The organism is Desulfatiglans sp., assembly GCA_012513605.1.
Classification (GTDB): domain Bacteria; phylum Desulfobacterota; class DSM-4660; order Desulfatiglandales; family HGW-15; genus JAAZBV01.
On the sequence record JAAZBV010000080.1, the window covers coordinates 1 to 24,958 of the forward strand.

The 24,958-nt window shown below is 42.8% G+C and carries 30 protein-coding genes and 1 tRNA gene; 7 read left to right on the top strand and 24 right to left on the bottom strand.

Annotated elements, in window-relative coordinates:
* Positions 1–228: excinuclease ABC subunit B (locus tag GX654_10085; GenBank protein ID NLD37206.1), on the top strand; the 228-nt coding region annotated here is incomplete at its 5' end.
* A 7-nt stretch (positions 229–235) separates the two neighbouring features.
* Here GX654_10085 and GX654_10090 read toward each other — a convergent pair.
* The 16 genes from GX654_10090 to GX654_10165 all read right to left on the bottom strand — a co-directional run bounded on the left by GX654_10090 (position 236) and on the right by GX654_10165 (position 11,332).
* A complete protein-coding gene (locus GX654_10090) occupies positions 236–958 on the bottom strand; it encodes a hypothetical protein (protein NLD37207.1) in 723 nt (240 codons plus the stop codon).
* Positions 959–962: 4 nt separating this feature from the next.
* The gene (locus tag GX654_10095) at positions 963–1,685 is read right to left on the bottom strand and encodes a DUF364 domain-containing protein (protein NLD37208.1); all 723 of its coding nucleotides are present in this window, start codon (positions 1,683–1,685) and stop codon (positions 963–965) included.
* Positions 1,682–1,936, bottom strand: coding sequence for a zinc ribbon domain-containing protein (locus GX654_10100; protein ID NLD37209.1), 255 nt, complete (start codon positions 1,934–1,936; stop codon positions 1,682–1,684). The genes GX654_10095 and GX654_10100 overlap by 4 nt, the downstream gene beginning before the upstream one ends.
* Positions 1,937–1,954: 18 nt before the next feature.
* Positions 1,955–2,341, bottom strand: a complete 387-nt coding sequence (locus tag GX654_10105; GenBank protein ID NLD37210.1) for a response regulator — start codon at positions 2,339–2,341, stop codon at positions 1,955–1,957.
* A gap of 82 nt (positions 2,342–2,423) precedes the next feature.
* Entirely contained in the window at positions 2,424–2,783 is a 360-nt protein-coding gene (locus GX654_10110; protein ID NLD37211.1) for a dinitrogenase iron-molybdenum cofactor biosynthesis protein, read from the bottom strand.
* Between the two features lies 1 nt (position 2,784).
* Positions 2,785–3,171, bottom strand: a complete 387-nt coding sequence (locus GX654_10115) for a dinitrogenase iron-molybdenum cofactor biosynthesis protein (protein NLD37212.1) — start codon at positions 3,169–3,171, stop codon at positions 2,785–2,787.
* A 46-nt stretch (positions 3,172–3,217) separates the two neighbouring features.
* Positions 3,218–4,084: a 4Fe-4S binding protein gene (locus GX654_10120; protein NLD37213.1), complete on the bottom strand. Its 867-nt coding sequence runs from the start codon at positions 4,082–4,084 to the stop codon at positions 3,218–3,220.
* Positions 4,084–4,938, bottom strand: a complete 855-nt coding sequence (locus GX654_10125; GenBank protein ID NLD37214.1) for a P-loop NTPase — start codon at positions 4,936–4,938, stop codon at positions 4,084–4,086. The genes GX654_10120 and GX654_10125 overlap by 1 nt, the downstream gene beginning before the upstream one ends.
* A 4-nt stretch (positions 4,939–4,942) precedes the next feature.
* Positions 4,943–5,386 carry an iron-sulfur cluster assembly scaffold protein gene (locus GX654_10130; GenBank protein NLD37215.1) on the bottom strand — a complete coding sequence of 148 codons (444 nt, stop codon included), beginning with the start codon at positions 5,384–5,386 and terminating at the stop codon, positions 4,943–4,945.
* 33 nt (positions 5,387–5,419) lie between these two features.
* Positions 5,420–6,271: an Mrp/NBP35 family ATP-binding protein gene (locus tag GX654_10135; protein NLD37216.1), complete on the bottom strand. Its 852-nt coding sequence runs from the start codon at positions 6,269–6,271 to the stop codon at positions 5,420–5,422.
* 114 nt (positions 6,272–6,385) lie between these two features.
* Positions 6,386–6,796 carry a hypothetical protein gene (locus GX654_10140; GenBank protein ID NLD37217.1) on the bottom strand — a complete coding sequence of 137 codons (411 nt, stop codon included), beginning with the start codon at positions 6,794–6,796 and terminating at the stop codon, positions 6,386–6,388.
* A 97-nt stretch (positions 6,797–6,893) separates the two neighbouring features.
* Positions 6,894–7,187, bottom strand: a complete 294-nt coding sequence (locus tag GX654_10145; protein NLD37218.1) for a DUF5320 domain-containing protein — start codon at positions 7,185–7,187, stop codon at positions 6,894–6,896.
* A 207-nt stretch (positions 7,188–7,394) separates the two neighbouring features.
* Positions 7,395–8,765 (bottom strand): sigma 54-interacting transcriptional regulator, encoded by a 1,371-nt coding sequence (locus GX654_10150; GenBank protein ID NLD37219.1) that lies wholly within the window; start codon positions 8,763–8,765, stop codon positions 7,395–7,397.
* A gap of 65 nt (positions 8,766–8,830) precedes the next feature.
* Positions 8,831–9,673, bottom strand: a complete 843-nt coding sequence (locus GX654_10155; protein NLD37220.1) for a radical SAM protein — start codon at positions 9,671–9,673, stop codon at positions 8,831–8,833.
* Positions 9,674–9,678: 5 nt separating this feature from the next.
* Positions 9,679–10,473 (bottom strand): 4Fe-4S binding protein, encoded by a 795-nt coding sequence (locus GX654_10160; GenBank protein ID NLD37221.1) that lies wholly within the window; start codon positions 10,471–10,473, stop codon positions 9,679–9,681.
* A complete protein-coding gene (locus tag GX654_10165; GenBank protein ID NLD37222.1) occupies positions 10,466–11,332 on the bottom strand; it encodes an ABC transporter substrate-binding protein in 867 nt (288 codons plus the stop codon). Before GX654_10165 ends, GX654_10160 begins: the two co-directional genes overlap by 8 nt.
* Before the next feature lie 238 nt (positions 11,333–11,570).
* On the opposite strand from GX654_10165, the gene GX654_10170 reads away from it, so the two are divergent.
* Positions 11,571–12,068 carry an acyl-CoA thioesterase gene (locus tag GX654_10170; GenBank protein ID NLD37223.1) on the top strand — a complete coding sequence of 166 codons (498 nt, stop codon included), beginning with the start codon at positions 11,571–11,573 and terminating at the stop codon, positions 12,066–12,068.
* A gap of 222 nt (positions 12,069–12,290) precedes the next feature.
* Here the strand turns inward: GX654_10170 and GX654_10175 are convergent.
* A tRNA-Pro gene (locus GX654_10175) sits at positions 12,291–12,367 on the bottom strand.
* A gap of 217 nt (positions 12,368–12,584) precedes the next feature.
* On the opposite strand from GX654_10175, the gene GX654_10180 reads away from it, so the two are divergent.
* Both GX654_10180 and GX654_10185 read left to right on the top strand, forming a co-directional pair.
* Positions 12,585–14,426, top strand: a complete 1,842-nt coding sequence (locus tag GX654_10180; GenBank protein ID NLD37224.1) for a hypothetical protein — start codon at positions 12,585–12,587, stop codon at positions 14,424–14,426.
* Positions 14,427–14,538: 112 nt separating this feature from the next.
* Entirely contained in the window at positions 14,539–16,026 is a 1,488-nt protein-coding gene (locus GX654_10185) for a hypothetical protein (GenBank protein NLD37225.1), read from the top strand.
* On the opposite strand, the gene GX654_10190 is transcribed toward GX654_10185, so the two are convergent.
* The gene (locus GX654_10190; protein ID NLD37226.1) at positions 16,019–16,813 is read right to left on the bottom strand and encodes an acyltransferase; all 795 of its coding nucleotides are present in this window, start codon (positions 16,811–16,813) and stop codon (positions 16,019–16,021) included. The genes GX654_10185 and GX654_10190 overlap by 8 nt on opposite strands.
* 166 nt (positions 16,814–16,979) lie before the next feature.
* Between GX654_10190 and GX654_10195 the strand changes: the two genes are divergently transcribed.
* The 3 genes from GX654_10195 to GX654_10205 all read left to right on the top strand — a co-directional run bounded on the left by GX654_10195 (position 16,980) and on the right by GX654_10205 (position 20,645).
* Positions 16,980–18,350: an MFS transporter gene (locus GX654_10195; protein ID NLD37227.1), complete on the top strand. Its 1,371-nt coding sequence runs from the start codon at positions 16,980–16,982 to the stop codon at positions 18,348–18,350.
* Between the two features lie 383 nt (positions 18,351–18,733).
* A complete protein-coding gene (locus tag GX654_10200) occupies positions 18,734–20,098 on the top strand; it encodes a hypothetical protein (protein NLD37228.1) in 1,365 nt (454 codons plus the stop codon).
* Between the two features lie 301 nt (positions 20,099–20,399).
* On the top strand, positions 20,400–20,645 hold the full coding sequence (locus GX654_10205; GenBank protein NLD37229.1) for a hypothetical protein: 246 nt from the start codon (positions 20,400–20,402) through the stop codon (positions 20,643–20,645).
* Between the two features lie 571 nt (positions 20,646–21,216).
* On the opposite strand, the gene GX654_10210 is transcribed toward GX654_10205, so the two are convergent.
* The 6 genes from GX654_10210 to GX654_10235 all read right to left on the bottom strand — a co-directional run bounded on the left by GX654_10210 (position 21,217) and on the right by GX654_10235 (position 24,856).
* On the bottom strand, positions 21,217–21,918 hold the full coding sequence (locus tag GX654_10210) for an alpha/beta hydrolase (GenBank protein NLD37230.1): 702 nt from the start codon (positions 21,916–21,918) through the stop codon (positions 21,217–21,219).
* 15 nt (positions 21,919–21,933) lie between these two features.
* Complete coding sequence (locus GX654_10215) at positions 21,934–22,356, bottom strand: ester cyclase (protein ID NLD37231.1); 423 nt, start codon at positions 22,354–22,356, stop codon at positions 21,934–21,936.
* Positions 22,357–22,659: 303 nt separating this feature from the next.
* Complete coding sequence (locus GX654_10220; protein ID NLD37232.1) at positions 22,660–23,439, bottom strand: GNAT family N-acetyltransferase; 780 nt, start codon at positions 23,437–23,439, stop codon at positions 22,660–22,662.
* Positions 23,440–23,446: 7 nt separating this feature from the next.
* Positions 23,447–23,884 carry a C_GCAxxG_C_C family protein gene (locus tag GX654_10225; GenBank protein ID NLD37233.1) on the bottom strand — a complete coding sequence of 146 codons (438 nt, stop codon included), beginning with the start codon at positions 23,882–23,884 and terminating at the stop codon, positions 23,447–23,449.
* 38 nt (positions 23,885–23,922) lie between these two features.
* On the bottom strand, positions 23,923–24,609 hold the full coding sequence (locus GX654_10230; protein ID NLD37234.1) for a DUF4919 domain-containing protein: 687 nt from the start codon (positions 24,607–24,609) through the stop codon (positions 23,923–23,925).
* 61 nt (positions 24,610–24,670) lie between these two features.
* Positions 24,671–24,856, bottom strand: coding sequence for a hypothetical protein (locus tag GX654_10235; protein ID NLD37235.1), 186 nt, complete (start codon positions 24,854–24,856; stop codon positions 24,671–24,673).
* Between the last annotated feature and the right edge of the window lie 102 nt (positions 24,857–24,958).

A 24,958-nucleotide genomic window follows, 5' to 3' on the forward strand; every position in this document is an offset into this window, starting at 1 on the left:
AAGGATATTGATAATGTGCTGGGTTCAATCTATGAGGCAGACTATGTGACAGTACCGGCAGCGGCTGAAAAGGCACAGAAATATTTCAGCCCGGATGAGATCAAAAAGACAATTAAGGAGCTTGAAAAGAAGATGAAGGAGGCTGCCGCTAATCTTGAGTTTGAAGAGGCAGCCCGGATAAGGGATGAAATAAAGGAGCTCAGGGAAGAGGAGCTGGAGATTTTATAGTAATCATCTATCTCCCCCTTGCGCAGAACCTGTCCCACCCCATAAGATAAGCTGCCCCTGCAATCGTGGTCCCGTAAAATAAAACAGGCTTTTTATTCAGGAACTTCCCGATTGTCCCGTTTGCAATGGTTGTCCCTGTAACAAACAGGAGATCCGCCCACTCGATTGCCTCATCTGTCTTTTCAGGGCCTTCAATAATTGTATTGAATTTTTTTGTGCCGATATTATCCTTATCAAGGTCAATTACACGAAGCTCCGTGATGCGTGACAGCTCTTCTACAAAGCGGGGCTGGAACCCTATTTGTAATATCCTTGGGGTGCCATATGTCTCTTTTATCTTTTTTACAAGCTCTCCTGCGCACTCTTCAGGCTCCTTATCCCTGCAATGGATGGTGCCCTTTATCAGCCCCATGTGCCTCAATGCCGCATTTATAGAGGCAATAAATATGGCAAAGCGGAAATTGTTTGTCAGGTCTGACATCAGTATATCCTTGAGTTTACCTTCAAAATTGCCATACTGGTCAGTAAATGCCTGTCCGCATGATCCATCGATCTCTGCCTGCATCAGCCTCTCTTTACCCTTCATAAGCGGAAAATCGTCCGCTTCAGGGTTGCCGATAGCCTCTTCAGTGGTTAATGCACGGGCCTTTACAGTGATATTTTTCTCAAGAAGGTTTTTGTCAATTATCTTGAGGGCGCGTGCCCTCATTTCGTCATATATATCCGCCATATTTTTAACCCTTTAACATGATAAGTTTTCTGGTTCCCTTTATCTGCCTGAAGTTTGCCCCCTGGCTGATGCATCTCAAGACAAGATCAGGGTCAAGCACCTTTGTCCCCGCGATCGCATCCACACCATAATCAAAAAGCACAGGTGAAAGGATAGCCGAGTCACCCAAGACTACAGTATATGTATCTTTGTTTTTTAATCTTAAAAGATCTTCAATAGTGTGGTTTGTTATTGCTGTGCCTGTAATCGCAAGCACATCGGCTTCAGGAATAAGCTCTTTTGCCTTTTCCTCAGGGTAATCGCCTGGCTGTGGATTCTTTTCTATTACCCAAAGGTTTTGCACAATCTCCCTTATTTTCGGGATAAATGGAAAATGGCCTATAATAGCGACATTTTTGCCCCTGCCCTTTTCAGCGATAATCTCGCTGGCATTTAATTCAGAGCAGCGAGACTCATCAATATCAATAAGTGAATTTATGCCTGCCATGCCAATAGCCGCCTCCAGTACGCTTTCTGAAAAGACCATATCTGTCAGTTCACGTGCGGTTCTATCCATAAGAAAGCCAGGAGATGCGACCAGTGGAGGGGTCTGTTTAAGGGCATCCCTTGGAAGGGAGGCTGCGAGCCCGCAATGGCGTGTGAGAACAGCCGTATGAAAAATGCCTATCCTTATATCTTTTATTTCTGCATCATGATTAAGTGATGCCAGTATATCTTTAAGTATCATGAAAACCTCTTTCCGCAACAGCTTCCAGGTCCGGCACAACCGGCCTGTGACGGGTTTGAACCACAGCAACTTGTGTCACCGACGCCTGGAAACCCTGATGATACATTGCCTGAAAAGGATGACGGCACAGAGACCCTTTTTGTCAATTTGTAACTCCCGCACCTGGTGCAGACGGGAGAATCGTCAGACCTTGTCATCAGTATTTCCATCTCACTGCCGCACTCATTACATAAATAATCATAGATTGGCATCTTTATCTCCCTTTGATATTAGCCTTGCCCTGATTCAAGACCCTTGATCTGCCTCAGATTTTTGAGCAGTCTTTCGGCTTCCGCCCTGCCAGGATTCAATGGCAGATGAGTCATGAGCCCTAACCCCTCGCTTGCCTCATGAAAATCCTCTTCTGAGAGGCTGCTAACAGCCACGCAGTTGGTAAGTGGGCTCACAGTAATGAGTTTCCTGGCAAGCTCAAGCCCTGACATGTCAGCAACATCTTCATCCATGATTACAAGATCAAAAGGCTTTTGTTTGATTATCCGAAGGGCCTCTTCACCCGAACCTGAATAAAGTACTTCATTGCTGCCATTTTCTTTTAATACAGCGATAAAATTAGAAAAAGAGTCTGCATTTTTACTAACCAGCATTAATCTCAACATAACGATCTCCATATCACAGTTGCTGTAAATACAGATTTATAAAGTAACCTCAGACCGTATACCTAAAACCTCAAACCGTTTATCACCAGTGTCCCTCTACATCAGCGTTCTCAGCATGGGGCAGCTTCCCATCCAGGTAGGCCTTTACTGCTTCTTTTACTGCCCCTGTTGCATCATTGGCTACTTTAACCTTGCCTGCCTGCAGGGCCTTGAATGCATTGGGGCCGCAATGGCCTGTCAAAAGCACCTGCGCCCCGCTGTTAACCACATTGCTTGCAGCCTGAATGCCAGCGCCTTTCATTGCGTTTACATTTGCGTCATTGTCAATAACCTGAAATTCCAGGTTATCGGAGTCAACAACAATAATGTATGCTGCCCTGCCGAAGCGGGGGTCAACCTGTGAATCCAAATCTTTTCCCTGAGATGTAATTGCTATCTTCATTTTATTGTGCACCTCCGCCGCCGCCACAGACCTGATCATCACTTATTTCCGGAAGGTTCCCGGCAATCAAATCCTCAACAACAGGCCTTATCTCCGGTCTTGTAGCATCATGATATACATTGATTCCTACCTGTCTGAAACCCATAAGGGGCCTCATCCCAATTCCGCCTACCACAAGGGCATTCACATTATGTTCTGCAAGCAGGTTTACAGGAACCATACACCCGCCCTGGACATGTGCCCTGTTATTTATTGTTGTTACCTGTGCGATCTCTCCATCCTTTACATCTACAAGTGTGAACACGTCGCAGTGACCGAAATGTCCTGCCCTCTGTCCGTCAAGACCGCCTTTGTCCATAGATGGAACTGCTATTCTTCCATTTTTCATAATCCAAATCCTCCTAAATTATATTTTATATATTAAAATAATCTGTTCAGCTATCAAGCCTTTCACTCACCCTTTTCCAGATCTTTGTTACCTCAGAGCATACATCCGAATCAGGCGCATATTCAAAAATATTTTTTGCATCCACCATAGCCCTGGTAAAAACAGGGTCAAATGGTATTTGCCCCACGTAATTAATATCATGGGCCTCGGCAAAGACCTTTATCTCCTCTGTTTTTTCTTTGTTCAGGTCATATTTGTTTACACACACCATTGCCGGTATCCTGAAAAATGAGGCGAGTTCCGCAACCCTTTTCATATCATGTACACCCGATACAGTCGGCTCTGTAACAATAAGCACTGCGCTTGCACCGCCAATGGATGCAATTACCGGGCAGCCGACGCCAGGTGCGCCGTCCGTTATGATAAGGTCTAAACCCCTCTCCTCTGCTATTCTTTTTGACTCCTTGCGTACAAGGGTTACAAGTTTACCGGAGTTTTCCTCCGCAATCCCGAGTCTCGCGTGCACCATAGGCCCGTGTCTCGTATCAGATATAAACCATTCACCGCAAGTCTTCTGCTCAAAGGTAATGGCCTTTTCAGGGCAAAAATAATGGCAGACCCCACACCCTTCGCAATCAACAGGGTCTATTATAAAATCAGAACTTATGGCATCATATCTGCAAAGCTCCCTGCAAAGACCGCACTCAATACATTTTGCCTTATCTATTTTAGCCTCACATCCTGCCTTAAAGGACTCGGATTTTTTTACCTCGGGTGCCATGATAAGGTGCATGTCAGCAGCATCAACGTCAGCGTCACAAAGGACCTTATTTTCTGCAAGGGATGCAATGGCCGAGACCATGCTTGTCTTTCCTGTTCCGCCCTTGCCGCTTATTATAACAAGCTCTTTCATCAATTGGTTCCCCCCGCAGCAACAATTTTCAAAATATTATCGTACAGGTCGATGAATTTCTTTTTATACTCAGGGATGCTCTCCACAATAAGTTCACCCTTTGAATATGATTCAGCTATCTTTCGGTCAAACGGGATCTCCATAAGTATTGGTATCCCTTCATCTGCGGCAAACCCTTGCACCCTGTCATCGCCCATGTCCGACCTGTTGATTATCAGACCGCAGGGGATGCCCAGTATTTTCACTGCGCCCACAGCGAGTTTCAGGTCATTAAGCCCGAATGGTGTGGGCTCTGTTACAAGGATTACAAAATCGGTATCCTTCATTGCAGATATAACTGGGCAGGATGTGCCTGGAGGGGCATCAATTATTGTGAGACCGCTGTTCCCAGCCATCTTCCTGACCTGTTTTATCAGGGGAGGTGACATGGCCTCTCCGACCCTTAACCTGCCATGTATAAACTTTATCCCGTTTTTAAAACCCTTTTCAATGACGCCAAGCTCTCTCCCTGTTTCGGAAATGGCCCCGGAAGGACATACCTTCATGCATCCGCCGCAACTGTGGCACAGGTCAGTAAATGTAAGCATGGTATCTGCTATGCGCACAATAGCCTTGAACTGGCATATCTCACTGCACTTTCCGCACAGGGTGCATTTTCCCTCATCTATCTGCGGCACTGGTGTTGTGACACTCTCTTTTGATTCCATTTGAGGCATTAAAAAGAGATGAGCATTGGGCTCTTCAACATCACAGTCCAGAAGCGTTACGTCCATTTGAGAAAGGGATATGGCCAGGTTGGTTGCAACTGTTGTCTTGCCTGTACCGCCCTTTCCGCTAGCAATACTGATTATCACAATATTATCCTTTTACCTGTCTCTGTTTTTTCATGTATGCATCCAGCGCTGCCTGAAGGGTCTCAGCAGCCAGAAATGCGCAGTGCCTGTCCTCTTCCGGTAAGCCTCCTGCCCTTTCCATAACAGCCTCTCCAGTTATCTCAATAATCTCATCAGGCCCTTTGCCAAGGGCCATTGCAGCCGCAAACGAACCGCATATATTACTTGATGCACACCCGTCAGTCATATAGTTGGATTTTATAACCTTCTCATTATCAAATTTAAGATATATCTCCATCCTGTCTCCGCACCTGCCATTAACCGAGGCATGGGCATCGGCATCTTCAATCGGCCCGAAATTATCAGGATCTATCCATCTCTCTATAGCCTCATGGCTATAGATCTTTAACAATTCAGCATATATAGGGTCATCAAACTCTTTTACAATTTTTAATGAATCATCCGCCATTAATTTCACCTGAAAATTTTAAACTTGAATATTTTAGACCTTTTCCATACGGCTGATGATATGGTCAACCATTTTATTGAATTCATCGCTGAAAATAATGCCCTTATCATAAAGATCTGAAAGCCTGCCTGTATCAGCAAGTTTTACAACCTCAGGTTCAATGGGGAGGCTTACAAGAAGATTAACCCCTGCCTTTTCAGCCATATGCTTTCCGCCGTCTGATTTGAAGAGATTGATTACTTCGCCACAATGGGGGCATTTCAGGCCATTCATGTTCTCAACAATGCCAAGCATTTCCATATTCACCTGTCTGCAGAAGTTAATTGATTTCCTCACATCTGCAAGTGAAATCTCCTGTGGTGTTGTTACTACAAGCGCCTTTGCATCCTTTATTGTCTGGGCTATTGTAAGGGGCTCATCACCTGTGCCCGGAGGAGAGTCTATAACAAGATAATCAAGTTCCGCCCAGTCCATATCAGATATAAACTGCCTGATAACACCTATTTTGATAGGCCCGCGCCAGATGGTTGCAGCATCCTTGTCAGAACCCATAATAGATTCAATGGAAATAACCTGCAAATTGGGCATGGGTTCAATAGGCATTGCCTTTCCTGTTACAGGCGATACGGCTATGTTTGCATTTATTCCAAGCATTCTCGGTATGCTGGGGCCATGAAGGTCCACATCCATAAGCCCTACCCTGTAGCCCTTTTTTGTCAGGCTGATGGAAAGATAGGCAGCTACACTGCTTTTACCCACACCACCCTTACCGCTCATCACAAGTATCTTGTTCTTAATTTTTCTAAGGCGTTTGCCTATCTCCATCTCCTGCTGAGACTGGGCATCCAAGCTTTTAAGCCCCTGGTTCTGTTGATTATTTGACATTTCTTTTTTAAACACCCCCATATTAAGTAAGTCTGTTAAAACAATTTTATAATCGTTTCTTTTAATTGCGGATATTCATAATCCATTATTTAAGGGCATTAAAGCAAAATTACATTAATGCCTCTTTTCATAGCCCTTTCCCCTGTGTCCTGCGCCAATTTTGCCTTTTCCGCAGCACCTGTGCTGCCACCTCCTGCATCCGGGCATTAAAAAGCGGGGCTGGAACATTGTCCCTTCAATATATGCCTTTAGCACCTCCTCAGCAGGGCCTGATATCTCCTGTATGACGTCAAGCCCTGATGAAAGAAGCATCTGCAGAAATGGCTGTGATACAGCACCACATATTAGTGTGTCAAGTTGAAGCTTTTTTATCCTGTGACACTTCTGTGTAATATCCTCTTCATCAATGGGATAAAAGAATCTCGATTCCTCCCTGTTATTGCTTATATTTACCACCAATAACTTCAGGGCTGTATCAAAAACCGGTGAAACCTTATTGTCCCATACTGGTATAGCAATTCTCATTTTTTACATTTTCAAGAAGCAAGCCGGAACAGAAGCTTCCTGTTCCGACATGCTTTTAAGTAATAATTCGGGATACTATAATGTTTGACTGTTAAAATCACTCTGTTTTATTCAGGTCTTTGAGCCTTTTTTCAACAGCATCCAGTTCATTTCTAAGCAATTCAGCCTCAGATTTTAAAGCAGCCTCTTCCTCGTTGCTGTCGTAATATGAAGGCCCGGCATAACCAAAACCTCCCCTTCGGCCTGAGCCCAAACCTCTTCCACGGCCTCTACCTCCAAAAGCTGAAAAACAACGGCCAAAAAAGGACCTGTTTGCAGGGTTGCATAAACCCCTTCCTCCACCTGTCATTGGCCCCATTCCATCAGGGCCTCTTCTGTTTAGTCCCGGCATTGGATTACCTCCTTGTATGAAATGTTAAAGTTTAGCATCTAATACATCTACAGATAAAGCATTTAGCATGCCATAAAGAATTTTGATTTATTGATTCTATAACAATTTGTATTGATTAAATAAATTAGATGACAATCGGATAATGGTATTTATGTGATATTGCATATTTGCAATACTGCAATATTGCATCATTGCATTAATGCAATACTATTTCGCAAATTTTGATCTCCCATCCTGATGAGTGGGGCTGATACCCATCTGCCTTATTTTCCGCCAGAGTGTTGCCGGGTGTATGCCCAGGGCACTGGCAGTGGCTTTTCTGTTCCACCTGTTTTTTTCAAGGGCGCTGTATATATAATTGCGCTCCATCTCTTTAATACCAGTGATATCGCGTGCAAGGGGGGGGGGCGTTACTGACTTTGTTGATCCGGCAAGGTAGTCGGGCAGGTGCTCGATACCGATATATCCATTTTTACAGACTACCGTTGCATAATCGAGTATGTTTTCAAGCTCCCTTATATTCCCGGAAAATTGATGGGCCATAAGGAGAGGCATTACATCGGGTTTTAGCCCCAATATGTTTTTGCCTTTCAGATCATTGAACCGTTTAATAAAATGAGAAACAAGAAGCGGGATATCTCCTTTTCTATCTCTCAATGGTGGCAGTTTAAGCCTTACAACATTTATCCTGTAATAGAGGTCTTCCCTGAATTTTTTCTCTTTTACCAGATTTTCAAGATTTTTATTGGTTGCAGCCACAAAGCGGACATTTGCCTTTTCAGTCTTTGTACTCCCAAGGGGTTCATAAGTCTTGTCCTGTATAACCCTTAAAAGCCTTACCTGAAGGGCAGGGGAGATATCCCCTATTTCATCCAGAAAAAGGGTCCCGCCTTCAGCAAGGGCAATGCGTCCGGCCTTGTCCTTTTTTGCATCAGTAAAAGCACCGGCCTTGTATCCGAAAAGCTCTGACTCTAAGAGGTTATCCGGGATTGCGCCGCAGTTGATTGTAACAACGGGCCGCTTTTTTCTTGCGCTCATGGAATGGATGGCCTTTGCAAAGAGTTCCTTTCCAGTACCGCTTTCGCCCTCAATCAATACTGTTGAATCGCTGTCAGCAAGCTGCTCCAGGATACCAAAAAGGCGCTGCATCTCCTCATCTTTACTGATTATGTCATGGAATGAGTGGCTTTTATCAAGTTCTTTTTTAAGGGTTTCAACAAGGCTCAGGTCTCTGAATGTCTCTACGCCTCCTATCACTTTACCCCTGTTGTTTTTGAGCAGAGCGGTTGAAATGCTGATGGGTACACGGTCACCATTTGCGTTCACAATATAGATAGATTGGTTAACCACAGGGCTTCCTGTTTCCACCGTGTGTCTGAGGGAGCAATGGCTTTCACATATGCTTGCCCTGAAGACCTCCCAGCAATGGCGGCCAAGCGCATCCTTCTTGCTTATGCCTGTAATATTTTCAGCAGCCCGGTTAAAGGAGGTTATCCGCCAATCCGAATCAACGGTAAATACGCCGTCCGCTATGCTGTCCAGTATGATCCTGGTCTGGTTTTCCTGTATGTTTTCCATAATTTTTTAAGAGAAACCATAACCATATAAACAGCTTTTGTCAATTTTGCTTATTTATGAACGCGTCAGGATATATGCGGATTCAGACTCCCGAGCAGACCCGCAGCGTCTGATCTGCACCTTGTGCAGTGATGCATCTGGGGCATAAAAGCACCTGCCGCCTTTCTAAGCCTGTGCATAATATCCTTTCCAGGAGAGGGGATGCCCTCCATGTCAGTGCCTTTGACTGGAATCAGCGGGATCATGTTCATAAGATCAGCGCCCATCATACCAACCCTTTTTGCAAGAAAGGGGATATGATCTTCATTCACACCGGGTATCACAACTGAATTTATCTTTACAGTAAAATTATTCTTTTTTAAAAGCGTTATGGCCTCAAGCTGATTGTTTATCAGGAGTTCAGCGCCGTCTTTCCCGTAGAGCCGGGTCTTTTCGTAATCAATCCATTTATAAATCATGGCCCCGATCAAAGGATCAATGGTATTAATGGTAATGGTGACAAATCTTACATCAAGCTCTTTAAGCCCCTGGATATATTCTACTATATTCAATCCGTTTGTAGAGACACAGAGCGCTATCTCAGGATTTTTTTTACGAATGAGCTCGAATGTCTTCAGGGTGGTTTCGGGATCGTGGAATGCGTCACCCGGCCCTGCAATCCCTGCAACCGAAAGAAATGGCATCTCATCAAGCGCCTGTTCAAACCTTGCAACTGCCTCTTCAGGGGTGATTACCTCTTTTGTAACACCGGGCCTGTTTTCATGGACACAGTCATAATCCCTTCTACAGTAGGAGCACTGGATATTGCATCCAGAGGCAACAGGCAGATGTATCCTTCCATATGCCCCTTTTGCCTCTGAAAAAAAACAGGGATGGAGTCTGTTTTCAGGTAATGTACTATTAAGCATGTTTATTACCTTATCACTCTTCCTGTTTTTATTGCATCCTGCGGGCAGACAGAGATGCAGTCACAGCAGTTATTGCAGTTGGTCTCTGCCGGACGCGTTCCCATCTCACATATCTTCAGACACTTGTTGCAGTCATTGCATGCGCTGGTTTTATAGACCTTAAACAACGATATCCCTTTTAAGGCATCAAGGATGCCGCCTGTCGGGCACAAAAATCTGCACCACAAGTTACCGATTACAAGCCCAACCACAATAAACCCGATTACAATAAATGTGCGCACAAGCCAAATTGTGTTGGCATGCTCAAATGTAAGGGATATGGAATTTATAAACTCACCGATGCGTATTGGGACATTTACCCTTGGTTGCGCCATTACATAATAGCCATACAGCGCTAACAAAAGGGCAACATATTTAAACCATGGAGCCGTCTTTGTGAGGGTATTCTTTATCCTCAGTTTTATGGGAGATATGATTCCGAAGATCTGATTTACAAAACCGCCAGGGCAGGCCCATCCGCAAAATGCCCTGCCAAAAAGGATTACAGAGACAGGCAGAAGCAGCCAGAAGCCCCAGAACATGGTAAGGAGCCTTCCGTGGCAGGTTACAACCGGACAGTTCTGGCAGCTCACATAGGGCACAATAAATGGGCATCTGAATATGCCATAAAATGACCATTGCCCCATTATTGCAAAAAAAATAAGCTGGCTGAGGCGTCTCCACCAGAGTAAAGGTTTTGTCCTTGCCTTTGTATCGGTAAATATCTTTTTCTGAAATACTGTATTTCCTGTATCAGACATCTTTTACCCCCAGCTTTTCAATGAGTCTCATCCCATCTTCGGATATTGCAGGTATGAATCCTGCTGCCTCAAAATACCCCTGCCCCTCTTCGCTTCGTATAAACTCTATATAATATTCAGCAAGCTCCGGCTCTTTTGCATCCTTCATCATGCCTATGGTAAATGTGAGAGGCGGGGGCGGGAAAAACTCTTCAGGTATCGGTATGATCTCTGCCTTGTCTCTGAAAAGCGCCATCCTGGTAAGCCTTCTTTCAACTATAGAGACATCACCTTTGCCTTCAATAAGCTCCTGCATGGCCCGCTGCACACAACTGCTTTTGATAATGCAGTTTTTCATGGCTGCATCCAGTATCCCTGCCTTTTTTAAAAGGACATTAACAGCATCCCCACCTGGAGGAGAGGCATCAGGAGAAAGTATCACCCTTACACCTGGTTTTATCATGTCATGGATGTCTGTGATATTGGCAGGGTTGCCCTTTGGAGTGACAAGCACATAGCTTGTAAAACAAAGTGGTTTAAAAAAGAGCATCTTGTCAGAGCCCCTTAATTTTTTTGATAAATCAAGAACCCTTCCTGCAAACACCTCTGTTGTGGCGCTCCCTAGCAATGATTTACCAAGGGCCGCGGCAAAGGCGCCCGTATAGGCGATCTCCACCCCTGTTTCCTCCCTGAATCTCTTATTTGCAGGTATGAATGCCTCGGCAAGCCCTCCGCATGACCAGACCTGAAGGGTATCACTGCGGAATCTTTTTTCTGCCCTCAATGGCACAGGGATGGCTGTTGAAATGGCGGCAACGGCAGAACCTGCAATAAAGGCCCTTCTGCTTATACAACTCTCTTTTTGATTATTCTCTTTCATACTGTAGCCCCCTTTTGGTTGGTCACATACTAATACAAGAGGAATGGATAACGGTCAAACTGGAAAAGCTGATACAAAATGGCATTATATTCGGAAATGCCAATAATATGCGGCTGTTAAACTGTTGTATGAAGCGCTATCTAATAGAGAAAATTTTTTATATATTTTTTTAACTGATTGAGGTAAAAACAGAAAAAATTCTTGCCACACACATTTAATCTTAAAGAGGCGCAAAAATATGGAACCGAAAAAGGCCAGGGAATCCTTTGTTACAAAGACATCATTGATACTGCCTCCTGATACGAACAATCATGGGACAATTTTCGGCGGGAAGACCATGTCGCATATAGACGAGGTGGCAGGTCTTTCAGCAATGAGACATGCGCGCATGACTGTTGTTACGGCATCAACAGACTCGGTGGATTTTTTAAATCCCATCAAAAGCGGGGAGGCACTATGTGCAGAGGCATTTGTAACATGGACAAATAACACCTCAATGGAGGTCTTTGTAAAGGTGCTGGCTGAGAACCTCTTTACAGGCAAACAGATAACCTGTACCACGGCATTTCTTACTTTTGTTGCAATAGGCCCGGATGGCAGGCCACACCCGGTGTCGCCGGTTATTCCTGAAAGTGACATAGAAAAGAGGCTTTATGAAACAGCCCCTGAAAGGGCAAGGCACAGGAAAGAGCGGAGAGAAAAATCAAAAAGGTTTGCTGAGGAATTCGGCATTTAAATGGCTGAGATATTATACCCAAGGCATGAAAACAAAAAAGGGTAAATCAAAAAGCGGATTTACCCTTTCAATGCTAGTTTGTGGCTTTGCTAATGCTTTGGCAAAAGGCTGGCTTGCCAGGGCGTAGTTCTAAACGAATACATGGGCTAATGATTATAGCCCGGCTTCGCTTTCAGCTATGCCGTGGCAGTCTCCTTTCTTAACTTAGTTTAGAACGGAGACTGGTCGGGACGACTGGACTTGAACCAGCGGCCCCCTGAACCCCATTCAGGTGCGCTACCAGACTGCGCTACGTCCCGATCGGGTCAAGAGATAATATAAAAACAGTAATACTGTCAACCATATTATTTTTAAAGTTTTAAAAATACCTTTTTTTGCACATTTTATTGTGCATATGTGCAAATTATTAAGGGCGTTTTTACATAGGCATTAAGAAAATAAGCATAATAACAGCATGTTACAACATGGCATGATAGTTGCAAAATCATTACGCATTTTTATCATTCAGAGGGGAAAATGAGCAGAACAGATTGCATAAGTAACAGGAACATAAGCATTGTATCCTCATACCTAAACAAGAAGAAGGGCGGAAATCCCATGCTGTTTCATGGTCTTCCCTTTCCATCAGACAGATATGATACCCCTGAGTCATTCTTTTTGAATGAAGATGAATGGACCACCTATGATAACTTTCACAGGATAATGAGAAGGGCAAAGGATCTTTCTGAGGAGCCCTTTTTCTATTTCAACTGCGGTTCTTCTTCTGCCATGCTGAAATCATGGGGAAGGTTCGATTATATGGCAAGGTTTTTTGCCGGGCCTGATGACGGTTATAAGAGGGTGCCCTTTTTCAATTATAATATCAATGATACAAAGGATATCGAAGTAATTCTCCCTCCCTACTATGATAAGACCCTGAAAAAAATGAGGACAATACTCAAGGTTATTTATCACAGTGATATAGATGTTAACCGTGAATTTATTGTCGATTCATACAGGAGAGGTATCATCTCATCTATCCCGACCGTATGGAGTCTGCCTGCTGCTGATATTATACAGCCCTTGAAGTCATATGACCCGGTTATTCTCCTGAACGATGAGCCTGAGTTTAAGGGCTTTAACCTGCAAGCCAGTATGGAAGATGGCAGCTTATGGGTCACTGACCCCATAGACAATGTACGAAAAAAGGTCGGGAAAAAGGTTGTTCTTTTATCAGAGAGGCTCAATGAAAAGGAGGTTTTTCTGGGCAAATACACAGATCTTGAGATAAACCGTGTAAATGGTAAAAACCCCTGCGCCATACTTATTACTGAAACTGTCAGGGGGGATGATCGCATCATATTAAGAAATGGTGAAATATTTAATTCTCCCTATTTTATCCTTGATGTTACCTATGGCAGGTTTTCATGGTTCAGACGCATCATTAAAATGATACAGAAAAACAGGTATGAATCCGATTCCGAATCTCACCTTGTGGACACAATTAATAACCTTCGGCTTAACATCAAGGCAAGAAACAAGGCATATGAAAAACTTAAGGTGGTAAATGAAGAGCTTGAGGATGCAAAGGCCAGGCTTGAGGATTACAGCATCACACTTGAACAGAAGGTGGATGAGAGGACAAAGGAGCTTGAAAAGGCGAGAAAAGAGCTGCTTGTCTTAAATGAGGGACTTGAGGAGAAGGTGAAAAGGCAGATTGATGAACTGAATAAATATAATAACCTCAGGAGATATCTCTCACCCAATGTTGCGGAAAAGATATTATCGGACAGTGATGCCCTCTGGGCAACACCCAGGAGAAAGATGATGACAGTCATGTTTACTGATATCAGGAACTTCTCCACGTTTACCGATAACCTTGAGCCTGAAGAGTTGTTCAGCCTTCTTCAGAACTATATCACAGAGATGACAAAAATTGTATACCGGTATGACGGCACACTAAACAAGATTATTGGCGACGGCCTGCTGATTTTTCTGGGTGACCCTGTACCCATGGCTGATCATGCCCATAGGGCAGTCATGATGGGAATAGAGATGCAGAAAAAGACTGAGGAATTAAAAAAAGACTGGAGGTATTTCGGTTATGAATTCGGCATGGGCATAGGTATAAACACCGGGTTTATGACAGTAGGAAATATCGGTTCAGAGATGCAGCTTGACTACACAGTGATCGGAAACCAGGTAAATGTCGCTTCCCGCCTGGAATCTAATGCAAAGGCAGGTCAGATACTTATCAGCCAGAGGACATACAGCAGCGTACAGGATATTGTTGAAGCAGATAAAATAGGGGAGATAATGGTCAAGGGTATACATAACCCCGTACTAACCTATAATGTCAGGTGCCTCAAGGCATTCTGAAGCGGGCGGGGTATAATACAAACTACCATCTTTTGTCTTTTATCTGTCAGTTTTTAGATTTTACTTGCATTTACCTTACATTTACCTGATAAATGTGAAAATTCAGGCGGTTTTGAGTAGGACATCCATCTATCTGAACCTGAGGGAGCTATACTGCACTGTGGACCATGATATTATTATTGATGTTGTGGGTAATACAAGCGCCTTCTCAATGATGGGAGAGAGCAGCGGGTACATGATAACCATAAACGGCCATGTATACCTGCTTGAGTGCGGTTCTCCTGTTTTTCCCTACCTGGGGTACAAGGGCATTGCCGGGATCAAAGGTATCTTCGGTACCCATTCCCATGAAGACCATAAAAGATGGTTTACGGATATAGTACTTTTCAATTTTTATAATCCACATTCAAAAGGCAGGATCAGGCTTATTTCATCCGAACCTGTCCTTGAAGAGTACCGCAAAAACTCCAAGGGTGCACTTGAAAGGTCCCTTTCCATTGATTCAAAAAGGATAGTAGACATCCCGTATGATGTAATGGTTGAAGAATGTATTATTGGCCCCAGGGAAAAATATTTCATAAATCTAAAAGACAATAAAAACGGCACATTCCGATACTGCGTTCAAGACCTTGATGGAAATGAAATAGGCCCTGACCGGGCAAAGATATTTTTCAATCACAGGGCAAACCGGCCAAGGCTTCTCTTTAAGGATGAAGAATCCAGCGAATGGGTTGAACCTGCAAGCTATTACCCCTTCAGCGCCACATCATTTTATAAAAAAGAGAGAAATGATTTTTTTGATGATGAGGCAGGGCTTACTGTAAGGGCAATTAAATCGTCTGTATGGCATGGTCTTCCATCAGTCGCATTTAAATTCATGACAAAAAAAAGCAGCCTCCTTTACAGCGCAGACACTGTATGGAAGCCCACCCTCTGGAAAGAGCTCTGTGATACCTACCGGCCCCAGTGTTTTGAAAAGATAAGCCGCGATAAGTTTGAGGAATCAGCCATTATATATGCCGACATAAACGACTTTATTGAACGCACCTGGAGCAGGGAGAGATATGAAAGGGCAATGGAGGCATATAAAGGCTCTGTGGTCATACATGATATTGCCCCGAAAAACAGCATCGTACATACAGATTATGCGGATATAGCAAACGCACCTTTTGAAAATATGGTCTACACCCACAACCCTGATAACCTGACATCAACGAGGCCCATGCTGAGTTCAGGCAAAAGGATCGTCGTAGACAGGGGAAAGCTTTTCGAGTCTGTCGGGGGTAAATTATTCCCCTTTGATGCAGATATCTATATACGCCACTGGTCAAGAAACATGGTTGGATATAAATCTGAAAATGGTCCCTATAAAGTTATAGAGAGAGATGGCCTCCTGGGGATTGCAGAGATAGAGAGCCCTGAAAAAGGGATCATGCGGGTTGAACTGTATGAAGAGATAAACGGGGAATATTTTCCACTCCTTTCAAACTCAGATGAATATTATGCAACCCGGCCTGATGGAAGGATAGAAAAGGTGAAAATTACAAAAAACAGGACATCGGGCAGGGTGGTAAAAAGCGTAAGAGGAAAGATCAGATAATTTTATATAGCTCAGGCCTCCTGTCATTAAACCTGTCATTCATGGCGGTTATAGATTTATCCCTTGCCCTTTCAACATCAATATCAATAACAGCTATACCCCCTTTACTCTCTTCAAGCGAAAGAATTACCTCCCCCTTAGGGTCTACTATCTGGCTTTTGCCTGTAAACTTAAGTTCAGGCTTTCCGCCCCGCGCCTCAGAGCCGATACGGTTTGCAGTAACAGAGTAGACCCCGTTTTCAAGGGACCTTGTTCTCATGGCCATATGGCACCCTGTAAGGACAAGGTTTGCGGGGTGGCAGATAATGTCTGCACCTTTTAAGGCAATGGTCCTTGCTGCCTCCGGGAACCACCAGTCATAGCAGATCATGATACCCACCCTTGCAAAACCGATATCATACACATTGAACCCTGTGTCACCAGGTGTAAAAAATAACTTTTCCTCATAAAATAGATGGCTCTTCCTGTATAGCCCGACAAGACCATCAGGGCCAACAAGCACAGCAGAATTGTAATATTTCCCATTATCTCTTTCCGCAATGCCAAAGACTAAATAAAGGTTCTTATTTCGTGCATACCTTATCAGTGCATCACTGGTTGACCCATCAGGTATCTCCTCGGCAAGCCCTTCAAGTTCACTTATCGAGGTGAACTGGTAGCCTGTGGCAAACAGCTCAGGAAGTACAACCAGGTCGGCCTTTATACCCTCCATTACCTTGATTGCCTGTTCAAGGTTTTTTTCCGTTTCGCCAAATTGCGGATTATTCTGGTAAAGGCATGTCAGCATTCAAATCCCCCTGTTAATATAAGCTGGATTCAATAAAAAAAAGGCCTATATGAAGGTTTTTATAACTTCTTAATATTATTGTCTTGAGAAAAATAACTGCATAGTCTAGTAATCCTGTAAAAGCACTAATATGTATATAACAAAAACCTTACTGGAGATCAAAAGAATGATTGAAAAAAGGCTCCCCTCATTTGTTATCCACAGCTATGGCATCTCCACCATGACCTTCAACATGATGATGCTGGTGGCCATATATTATTACAGCTACTTTATGACCGATGTTGCGCTTATCAACCCTGCACATCTGGCCATATTCATGTTTATCACACATATAGTGGATGCCGTGTCTGTACCTGTGGGTGGGGCAGTGATCCAGAAAACACAGTTCAGGTGGGGCCAGTTCAGGTCATGGCTCCTGTTTCTTCCAATTTCCACTTTTGTGTTTTTTACCATTACCTTTACAAACATACCCTCTGTCAGTTACTGGATTAAAATATCATACCTTGGTGCCGCCTACCTGATTGCCCATGTGAGCCTAAACTTTGCCTTTAATGCACAGCTCGGCCTCATTTCTGTAATGTCAGGCAATACAGATGACAGGGCAAAACTCTCAGCAAGAAATGTGCAATATCAGTATGGCTCACAAATAATATTCAGCATTTTTATTGTTGATGTACTGAAAAACCTGAGAATGGATTATGGTGAGTCAACCGGATTTTTTTTAACAGTAATTGCACTGGCAGCATTACAGGTGCTTGGGTACTGGCTCCTTTTCAAGCAGACAAAGGAATATGACGCCTATAATCCTGATAAAAAGTTAAAGACATCCAATAATATGACCGCTTATGAAATGCTAATGCAGGTTATAGGCAACAGGCCCCTGATCGTTATAATGATTGCTGATACCTTAAAAGATGTAGCAATATTCGGTCTTACATCTGTAGCAGTATACTACTTCAAATATGTTTCAGGTGACGAATCATGGATGAAGTACTATCCGCTTTGTTCAGCCGGGGCAATCCTTTTAAGCTCATTAATAGCGCCAGTCTTAACCAAAAAATTTGGCAAAAAGGAGATATGCGTATATACCGCCTTAATAGGCGTCATTGGGTATATTGTTCTGCGCTTTTACGGCGCAGTGAGCCCGATTGCCTATATAGTAATCATCTGCGCCACAAATCTTGTAGTTTATCTGCCTATGCCGGTAAGGCAGGCCATGTATATGGATGCTGCAGAATATGGCCTCTATAAAACAGGGAAAAATGCAAGCGCCCTTATAGTATCAATGTATACCATGCCCGTAAAAATAGGTATTGCAATAGCCCTTACACTTATACCCGCATTTCTGGCATTTATAGGCTATGAGGCCAATATGGAGACAACCCCCGAATTTGTTGAGAGCCTTATGAACCTTATCGCATTATTACCGGCAGCATGCTACCTGGTCGCAGGTTTTGTATTTTTCTTTTATGACCTTACTGATGAAAGGGTGGCATTTTACATGGAGGAAAATAAGAAAAAAAGGGGGCAGGATTGAAATCGAAGGTTCAAGGTTTAAGGTTCAGGGTTCAAGGTTCAAGATTGAAGATTAAGCAAAAGATGCAATGTGATCTGGATAATAGATGATATAACTGTAGGGGCAGGCCCCCGCGCCTGCCCGCTTCTGGCGTTTTAAAATAACCATCTCTGGGCAACCAGCTGCCTTCATTCTGGTATACCGGGAATATGTCGGGCCAGGCACAGGGTTGTCCCGGCAACTTCTTAATACATTTGGAGGGAATATCTTTACATTGAATAAGATGCCGGTTTTAACTTTATCTTGACAACCCTTAATAATCTTGTCAATTATCTGTTCTAAAATATTCATATCGTATTTGAAAAAATTGACTCAATAATTTTTCTATTCATCAAGGAGGCGTTATGTCTGAAAAACTTAAGAAATCCCTGCTTTATACCTATGGAATCGGGGATCTGTGCTTCACCCTGCTGGTCTGTATGGAGGTTTATTTTTTCACCCTGTTTCTTACCGATTATGCCAAGTTCTCGATGTTCACCGGTAGCGTAATTGTGGTTGCCACTGGTATCGGTGATATCGTTTGCGCCTTCCTTGCCGGTGTTATCCTTCAGAGGGTCTCATTTAAGTTTGGAGGGAAATATAGATCATGGCTCGTTATTGCCCCTCCATTGGTTGTTATCCTGTTTATCTTTCAGTTTTCAAAGGTAGGCGGCGAGGCGCTTGCAGCGACGGTCATCATTATAGGTTTCCTGGCAAGTCATCTTTTCTGGAACGTGGGTTACGGTGCAATAGGCGGCCTGATGGGGAGCATAACACAGGATCAAGATGAAAGAACCATCCTTTCCAGCAGCAGGGCGCAGGGACAGTCCGCCGGAAACCTGGTGTTCTCATACACCGGCGCAAAGATGGTTCCGATTTTTACTGCGGGCATTGGCCTTGTCTATGGTTTTTCCCTCACCATACTTATTTTCGGTATCGTGATGATACTTGGATATCTATATCTGTACAAGATGTCTGCTAACACTAAAGCAGCAGAAATGGAAGCCGCTCCTGTTGAAGCAGCAGCGCCTGATAAGAAGAGTGTGTGGGAAATGGTGGTGCTTGTCTTTAAAAACCCGCCTCTTTTATTTCTCATTCTTGGCGAGACATTCAGAAACACCTGTCTTTTCTTTATCTTATCCTTTGCAGCCTATTATTTTAATAATGTATTGAGGAATGAGGCATTTCTTTCTGTATTTATCTTAGGAAATGGCATCGGCACACTCCTGGGCGCATTTGCCGCTCCATGGATCGGAGTTAAAATAGGTAAACGCCACGCTTACGGACTGGCCTGTGTTATAAGCGGGCTTGTCTATTTTTCAGTGGCCTTTATTGAAGTGAACTCATGGAGTTTTACAATCATCTTTACCATTGCAGCCATGATAGCATGTGCATCCCAGGCTATGATCGGCGCCCTATTTGTGGATACATCAGTATACGGGGAGTGGAAAACCGGTAAAAATATCCTGGGGTTCACCATGTCCATGATGATGATGCCTATTAAATTCGGATTACTGATAGGAAGAGGTATCATAATGGCAGGATTGGTATTGATCGGTTATGTAGGTGGTGCGGAGCCGACACCGGAGGTAGCGAGTGGTATCAGTACCCTCATGGTTTATGCCCCGGCTATAACCAGTATCCTCGCAGCGATAATTTTTTATCTCGGATACAGGATTAAGGATACGGATATCGTCAGGATGCAGAGCGAGCTCGCAGCTAAAAAATAGCACCGTGAACTGTTTACACATGGTAAAAACGGGAGACTATACAGTTGATATAAAAACCTAAAGAGGAGCGCTAATATCAAGGCGGTTAAAGGTTAATACTTTTAACCGCCTTTTTAAGATGATCACGATTCTTTCTCCTTTTATTCTTTTTCTCCATAATAAATTAACCCTGAAGTATAATACCTGGCATTTGATAAAAAATAGTCGACGATCCTGATATATCTGTAATATAAAAGTTATTACCTGAGATACTCGGAGATTTATAATAACAGACATTGAAAATAAGAAATCATCTTCCATAGTGATTTTAACTTCGCTGGTTATTGCCACCTTGTTAACAGCACTGGTTTCGCCGCTTTCTTTCGGGGCCTGCCCCAGGCTGCCCCCTCCTTCGGGGAACACAATAATAGTTGATATGGTAGAGGGAATATGGAACGCTGTAAACAGTGCCGTTCCGGGAGATACGATCCTCATGGCAGATGGAACATATAATCTTGGCGCAACGGGTCGTTACGTATGGATCAAGGTTAATGTTATAACCATCTGAAAGTGGGGATAGCCGAACATACATTGGCAATCCGTGTCCGAACGCAATTGGTTACGTGGGGCATTTCGGAGGGATAGTCAGAAACAATTTTATATCTGCTTCCAACCCTTACCTTTTCGCATCGGAAGATGGCGCAAATACCGGAATTGCCCTGTGGCAGTCATGCAATTCAAAGGTATGACATAACTCCCTTGCCTTTACTGGAACACCTTACAGTGCAATTGAATATCGATTCAGTAATACACAGGCTGTTATCATGAACAATCTTACCACTCATAACATAATGCAAAGAAATAACGCTCAGGCGAATCTGGCCGGAAACCTGCAATCCCAGCCAATTACTATTTTTGCAGCGTAACGTAGCGAACTATAATGAAAAAAGCCAGATTATTTTATACAAAAAAAGAACGAATAATTTATCACGTTGAAAACTTCACGGAAGATCGGGAACAATTTACCCTGAGTAGAATAGGCCCAGCCAAAGCCTGAAACTTCTATCACCAGCGAGAGGATAAGACAGGATTCTCTTGATTTTACAGGTTGACTTCTTTCTTTCTATATGGGTGAGTCTCTACTCTTTTTGACTGAACTTCCCATTTTGTAAAAAACAAATTACCTCTCTTATCACCTCATCATTCTTCATTAAGAAAGGATGCGCCACAGGTAATGTAATATGATCGGTCATACCAGCGAGTTTTGTATTATCCACTGATACCTTGCCGTCATCAGGGTCGGGCAGCATTGATGATAATATAGGGTTGATGCTTTTCGTGCCTGCGATAATCCCTACATAAATATTTGACGGCCCAAGACTCGCCGGGATACTCATACTGTCTGTACCAAGCTCTTTAACGGCAGGGCCATTAAACCACACGAATCCCGGAACCTTTTTAAGCTTGTCAACCACCTGACTCCCCTTATTCGGAGGTCCAAGCATAACAACCCTGCCCAGGTTTTTTATTTTCCCGGTGCTTAAGTATTGCCTGACAAGAATGCCGCCCAGGGAGTGGGTTACAAAGTGTATCTTGCTGTTTTCCGGGCATCGGACAAGAGCATTATCTATGGACTCTTTTGCCAGCTTTTCAATACCGTATTTTCTGGAAGGGTAATTATAATTAACAGTGAAATATCCCTTTTCTTTTAAAGCCGATTCCATCCTGTTAAATGAGCTGCTGCTCCTGGCAAGACCATGTAAAAGGATCACGCATTCGTCTGAGAAAACATATGATTGTATGCCCATAATAAAAATAACTATTCTGATCAGTAATCTCATATCTAAAAGCTTTGTTCACTCAGTAACAATTTTAATAGCGCCTATCCCAAACAGGGCCTCGAACATATTTGCAGCGCCGCCATGCTCTACAATTTTCCCATTAACGACCTTGTCTACATTAACAGTAGTAATCTCGACCTTTTTTCCTGTCGGTTTCATGCCGAGCCATTCTCCGATATGTGTAGCACGAGCTGTAATGCATGATACAACCCACTCTCCCTCTGCTATCTGTTTTTCTATGATCAGATGCAAATCAGGAAATGTCTTTCGCACCCCTGTAATATGCTCTCTGGCCCCCTCCACCCCAATCTTTTTCCTTTCCGGGTCAAGGGCTTCAACATAATCAGGTGAGATGTATTGATCCAGGTTATCCACATTACCGGTGTTCGCCGCCTCAATGTATCGCTGTACAAGCTTTTTGTTATCTTCAATAGTCATCGCTTCATTCTTACCTCATTTCTTTTTTTGTCTGTTACCAAGGGTATTAGTTGCTTTTGTATTCAGACCTCCTGTCCCTTCTTCTTACAAATTCGCTCATATATTTTTCGCCCTTCATCAATCAGTTTTTTAGCGATGTATTTTCCTGAATAACCAAAGGCACCGGTAACAGCATGTATTTTATTATCCATATATTCTCTCAATAAAATATTATACGAAAATGGTTTTGCATAATGTTCTCATAGTGTTGCGAATCAGGCTATCAGTATGCTTTTTGCCCTTATGTATCTCTTCGATAGTCATTTACAAAGAGCCTTTAAATTCATGATTTTCTATGATAACCAAGGGAACCTGGTAATTTTGGATTCTATAATGATACTCATAAGCAGTTTCATAACCAAGCCTTTTATATAATCCAATCGCTGATTTGTTTTCCGCTATTACCTGTATATAAGATGAAGAAGCCCCATTTTCAAAAGCCCATTGTAACATACCGCTGATCAGCTTATATCCATACCCTTTATTCCGGTGTTGCGGATGGGTCACGATATCGAATAGGCCGAATAAACCATCGGATAAAACACCAAGCCCGCAGGAAATAATTGCATTTTCTACAGATAGTGACGCAAGAATATGTCTCGCCTTAATGTTATTAATTATTTTTATGTGGGTAGAATGTGACTTTATTTCTTTGCCGGATAATTCACAAAAATATTTCATCCATTCGGGAACTGTTACAGGATCAAATTCAAGGGATTGAAACTCCCTGTTTTTCAGTTCCAGAGATAATACAAGCGAATGATCATCTTTTGTGTAACCTCTTGCGTCAAGAATTCTCTCTATTTCAGTATTATCATTAAAAGACAGCAACCTGAAAATGCACGGTTGCTTTTTAGAATTGTAGAGGTGCTCATATTGTTGTATCAGGCTTTTCAGCGAATCTGTTCCGGGAGTCAGTACAGTAATAGAGTTTGCCCTTTTTGTATACCCGTCAGCAAAGCGCGATATCCAGCCATTATCATCAAACTCTTCAAATGCGGGCCATGCTTTTAAACCTGCTTTTTCGATCCTGATAATATTCATAGCCTTATTATTTGTTCAGCATACCTTCCAGTATCTCTGCTGCGCTTTTTACATATTTAGGACAGAGTGTATAAAACAGGTTTTCTTCTTTTGCTTTTTTAATACCATCAGCAGTCGCGACATTACAGCCAAGAAGCTCCTTACAATCTGTTGAGCCATACCTCTGCTCAAAACTTTTTGTAAACTCAACCACAGCATCATACACCTTTTTACGACCATCCGCAGTTACGCAGTTTTGATCCCCTAATTTTAAACCGAGAACCATATATGCACCTGTAACCGCCCCACAGGTTTTGCCATTACGCATACCACCACCAAATCCGGCAGAAATCTTCAGGGCGGTCTCTTCGTCAAGATCAAACAGTTCGCAATACTCGGTGAGGATCGCCTGAGAACACGCATAGCCTTTGTTAAATTTATCGACAGCATTTATTATTCTATTCAATTCCATCCCCCATATAGGTTGTACTTCAACGGACACTTTTATTTCCTGCTGTTATTCTCAACTATTGATTGCAAGGCTTTAAAATGTTCAGTTATCTTGAAATAAATCTTAAACTCCTGGCCATTACTATTTTCACACTCGAAGTAATCAAACATATCTCCATTGTTTTCAGTTAGTGCCTGCTTCGATGGGAATAATTGAAGAGTCTTTAAGATATCATATTCCTCTTCAACCCTGAAGACGTGAAAAGCAGTTTCAAATGTTTTTCCATCACCAGAAGATAATATTGATCTGATCAGTCCTGAAGCCATGCGGGAATTCAGTTCAGATTCTTTTCCAAGCATATGATATGCATATGATTTTAATGTATGAGCCCTTATCCTTGTAAAATTTTGATCTAATATTTTATCAGCAGTTTTTATCACAGCCTCCCAGTCTTCATTTGAAAGGGCATCCCCCAGTTTTTTCTCAAGGAAGTTATCTTTATTTAAAAGATCTTTTTGAAGAGTTTGAAAATACCCATGTCTGAACTTTGTGAAATCGATATCAATCGGCCCACCTTTATAGTTATTTTTAATGTCTTTAACACAGTCATAATAGTACTTTTCCGCTTGGTCTGTATTTTGTGTAGAATTAACAGTAATTTTTTCTTTTTTACTGACACATCCTGAAAGCAACAAGGTGAAACAAACAACAAGTAATATTTTATAACTGTAATTTTTCATGATTATCCTTTTATTAGTACCGGTTTAACAATCTATTTTCAGTAAATATTTTTCTCTCGTCTTATAGTCTCCGATCAATAACTGTATCTTCCGCAAAAACAGCAACATAACCATCAGCATCAAGAGAATCCATCGCATCCTCGACAGCGACACGATCCTCATATGTGCCGAGATTTTCTACTGCCAGAACAAATGCTGACATTATGAGTAGGAGTAATACAATAAAAACAACCTGAAAAATACGCATGTGCTGCCCCTCTTTCTGATTCCCTTTTGAGTTGCAGGTTCTTTTCTTGCCTCGTTCCTAAGGTCACTTTAGGAACGAGGCACAACCAAACACAATAACTGC